This window comes from Thiorhodococcus mannitoliphagus, assembly GCF_010915725.1.
Taxonomy (GTDB): Bacteria; Pseudomonadota; Gammaproteobacteria; order Chromatiales; family Chromatiaceae; genus Thiorhodococcus; species Thiorhodococcus mannitoliphagus.
Window position 1 is genome coordinate 1 of the sequence record NZ_JAAIJR010000231.1, and the last position, 4,292, is coordinate 4,292.

Sequence of the window (4,292 nt, forward strand, 5' to 3'; positions counted from 1 at the left end):
ATGAAAGAGGTGAAACCATGATCGAACTGCTGCTGATGGTACTGGACATGGACTATCCAGACGAATGCCTCCCTGATTTGCTCGCAACGCACCTGTGGCTTGAGGACCGAGCCGACCCCACCGAGCTTCCCTAAACCCCAACCAACGCCCCGTTTCTCCAAGTCTAGCAGCGCCTGGCGAAACGGGGGGCAACTCATAGCCCGAGCCTCAGCGCCGATGTTCGCTTTGATCTGTGACAACGGCTTCGAGGCAACCTGTCGGCTGACGCCGTTTGCCTCGACACCTATAGCCTGCGTCCAACCCGAGCTTGCCGCGTTAGTTCCGGAGCACTCCCACCTGTTGCGGGACTATGCCTTCGAGCACCCGTAGATTGCTGCTTCCAATCGTTGCCGAGGATGGCAGCTGAGGTGTTCCTCCGGAAATCCGCTAGCACACGAGATTTTCCAGGCAGGACCTATAATCTTTGATTATCGCCGTCTCAAGCTAAAAGCACTTTAATCAGTACACACGAATATCAAGGCTAAAGCGCAGTACGTTGGAACCGATCGACCGAAGATAAGCACTATAGGAATTATTCCCTATCAGAAGCACATCTATAGGCATCGACTTGATAACGATAGGCTACAGGCAACATGCGTATCGTGTATTCAGTTGGGGGTTTGACTTAGGACTCGCTGCTGCTATGATTATGGCCGCTCGGTCGTGATGATGGGCCGACGGCAATCAATTGAGGACGCATCAGCAGTTGAGAGATAGTGTCATTAGAGATTCTTGTCAGATAAGTTGCGCCACGTTGAGTCAAAAGCAGAAAGTTAATGGATATTTGATAGATTCCTCAACAGAAAAGCCATCAGGTCCCGGTTGCAGACTGAGCATTTTTTGTACCTGCAATTAGGAGATTTCAGTGAAAGACGATTTCGATGACGATGGATCAGGAAAAGCAACAGACGGTGATAATTTTGGCGTAGGAACCGGACAAATTTTCGGCAAGGATGAGTTAAGCGAACAACTATTTGGCACAAAACACGCTGCATCCACGGAAGCTTCGGTGCACGCCGAAGACCAACCAGAAGCGAAGACGCCTTCTGATGACGTGGCGAGTTCCACGCCCGATGCCAATCAACTGCAAGCAGGAGGATCGGCTGGGGACACGCCACCGGAAGTGGCAAAAGAGGAGGAGCCCACAGATGCACTTGCGGCGATGCAGGCCATGTTTGGGTTGATTATGCTCAACGGCATGTATTTCGGCATCGCGCTCGCTGAGTTGGAGAAGCAGAAGCGGTCGGGAAAGGCACCTCAACTTGATCTGCTTAGGAAGAATGATCTCACGCTCAGCATCAAGCGGGCGATCAGAGCCGATTTTCCGCAAGCGGATGTCACAAAGGTTGTCGACGACTTTTTCATGAGCCCCGAGACAATTTGCTACGAGGGGATCGAGTTCAACCCGAGGGAGACGACGCCGAACTACATCAACCTTTGGGTTGGGCCGACGATCAAACCCGCTGACGGTGACGCCGAGCCGATCAAGCGGTTTCTGTTCTTGGCGATTTGTGGGGGCGACCCACGCGTCTACGAGTATCTGCTCAAATACCTAGCGCACGCGCTGCAACGGCCTTGGGAAAAGCCGGGTGTGATGATCACGCTGCTTGGCGGGCAGGGGACCGGCAAAGGAACGTTCGCCCGTATCCTGGCATGGATTTGGGGTGCGACCTTCCTGCAGGTGCACAACATCGACGAAATCACAGGGAATTTCAATGGATCACTGGAGAATGCTTTCATCGTTTTCATGGATGAAGCCCTGTTCGTCGGCAATCGAAGCGGTACCAATGTGCTGAAGTCATTGGTGACGGAGCCGGTGATCCAGATCAGCCAGAAATACCAACCCAGCCGGCAGATTAACAGCTACCATCGGTTCTTCCTCGCGACGAATGCGGAACATCTGAAGCATACGGAGCGCGACGATCGACGTGATTTCGCGTTGCGCGTGTCGGACGATTACAAAGGCGATCATGCCCGTTGGAAGGAGCTGTATGCGAGCATCGCCAGCGGGGCTGTTGAGGCCTTCGCAGCGGAGCTTCTTGCGATAGACCTCACTGACTTCAACGTCCGTGACAAGCCGCAGACCGAGGAGTTACTGGAGCAAAAACTGCGCAGCCTGGAAGGCCTTTCGCAGTGGTGGTACGGCTGTTTGGAGGAAGGCGTGATCCCACCGCATGGTGGATGGCCGGACTTCATCAGCACCACCGATACCGTTGAGGAGATCTTGAATACGCGTGGTATCAAGCTGTACAAGAAGCCCTCTGCCCGGACGATTGCGCAGGATATTGCACGTCTATGCCCAAGTGCCGAGGCGGTGCAACGCCGCACAGGAGGCCACCGGTCACGTGGCTTGGAACTGCCTAGCTTAGAGCAGGCCCGTCAGGACTTTGAGACCTGGATCGGCAGCGTCATCGACTGGTAGCACCCGCACGGGTCGGCACGGCAGCCCTCGCGTATCCGTGCCGGTCTTTATCTATTACTTTCATTGGCTTACGGCAGCCGGCACGCAAGGCTCGGCAAACCGCCAAAAAGACTTACCGGCGGCTCGGTGCCCGATCCTCCCGACGCCTCCCGGTACGCTCGACGCGTGTTTTCCCGATTTTTCCGAGCCATCCGAGCCATCCGAGCCATCCGTGCCGGAGGGCCGTTTTCGATCCCTTTCATCGGCTTAGCCGGCTCGGAACGGTCCCCGCATCCGTGCCGCATCCGTGCCCCCGGCTCCCACAGCCGCTCTGCGCCACTGCGGCCCCTTCCGTCACCCCGGCTCGGGCGAAGACTGCGGGGTACGATCTTCGGTCTAGATGCTCGGAACACCGAGCCTAGGTAGCTGTAGTAGCTCGAACCACGTCTAGCAGAGCAGGATAATGGACGGTTCGTGGCAACCCTTGGTTCTGTACCGAACCTATACCGACCTTGCGGGAACTTCTTCGCAGCCTGATTGATGTGTCGGGCTCCAATGGCACTCGCTTCCCGCTCCACCTGCCCAACACCTGCGATCCCCTACATTGTCTGCAAACCATTGTTCTGCATCAGTGGGTAGCACCAATGCTCACAACTCCTGCCGCAAGCACCCGGTATCCCCTAAACAGGGACCTCCTGAAAGCCCGTTGAGCTTGATCAAAAGCTTTCCTTCTGAAAGGCCATAACACCGTCTTTCAACCTTAGCTATGAATGGGCTTTTGCCTTGATCAAGAAATACCCAGGTGATTCTTTCGCTTACACCTCCCTATAAATGAACATAAATCAGGAAGGAGTCAAATCCAGGTGAAAACGCGTTGCTTCAATCGGATTCATTCCGAGTGAAAGCGCGTTAGAAGGGAAATGAGTCGCTGGTGATTTCAATTGGCGAGTCATTGCCGATAGACGCTTGACGCGCGTTACATCTGGTGCATACTGATCGCGCAGTCTCTGGATCACTCGCGAACGCCATCATGCCCTTTTGAAGTGAGGGTGGCATTTTCTTATGACCGACCTTGAAGGAACTACTCCTCGGTGGAGTTTTTAATCACTAAACTCCTGTTTCAAATCAAGAACTAAACACTTATTCGGCCAAGTCTTTTTCGAAGTCTTAAAGGATCACTTGTCATGCCCATCATTAACTTAACAGCAAAATTTATCGCTCAATCCCTCGTCTGCCCGGATGACCGCAGCCGCATCGAATATGTCCATCACGATCGGTCCGGTTTCTATGTCGAGGTTCGATCCACGTCCCCTGGACAGGGTACTTACTACTTGCGCTACAAGGATGCCAACGGCAAGACTTGCCATCAACGCATCGGACGCACCCAAGAGATGGATCTCGCTGTGGCCAAGGAACAGGCGAAGAAACTGAAGGCCGAAATCGCCCTCGGTGCCAACCCAAGAGAGGAGGAGAAAGCCAGAAAAGCAGTTCCCACCCTCAACGCCTTCTTCGAAGAACACTATCTGCCCTTTGCTCGGGAACGGAAGAAGACCTGGGCCAAAGACGAAGAGCTGTTCAGGTTACGGCTGAAGCAGGCATTTGGAGACCGTCGCCTAAACCAGATCAGCCGCCAAGAGATCCAGCGCTTCCATACCGACCTCAAGGCCGACGGTCTGGCGGCGGCGACTTGTAACCACTACATCAAGCTCCTGAGAAGAATGCTGAATCTGGCCGTGGAATGGGACATGCTGGAGCGAAATCCTGCCGCGAAGGTTCCCTTGATCCCCGAGCGAAATCAGGTGGAGCACTACATGGACGATGAGGAACTTCACCGGTTGCTGTCGGTGCTGAG

Annotated in this window: 2 protein-coding genes; both read left to right on the top strand. The window is 54.4% G+C overall.

All coding sequences use genetic code 11. The features are described from left to right. Positions 1–904: 904 nt before the first annotated feature. Positions 905–2,461 carry a DUF5906 domain-containing protein gene (locus G3480_RS28730; RefSeq protein WP_164656971.1) on the top strand — a complete coding sequence of 519 codons (1,557 nt, stop codon included), beginning with the start codon at positions 905–907 and terminating at the stop codon, positions 2,459–2,461. A 1,163-nt stretch (positions 2,462–3,624) separates the two neighbouring features. Beyond that, positions 3,625–4,292, top strand: a 668-nt coding sequence (locus G3480_RS25225) for an integrase arm-type DNA-binding domain-containing protein (protein ID WP_164656972.1), incomplete at its 3' end; no start/stop codon positions are given.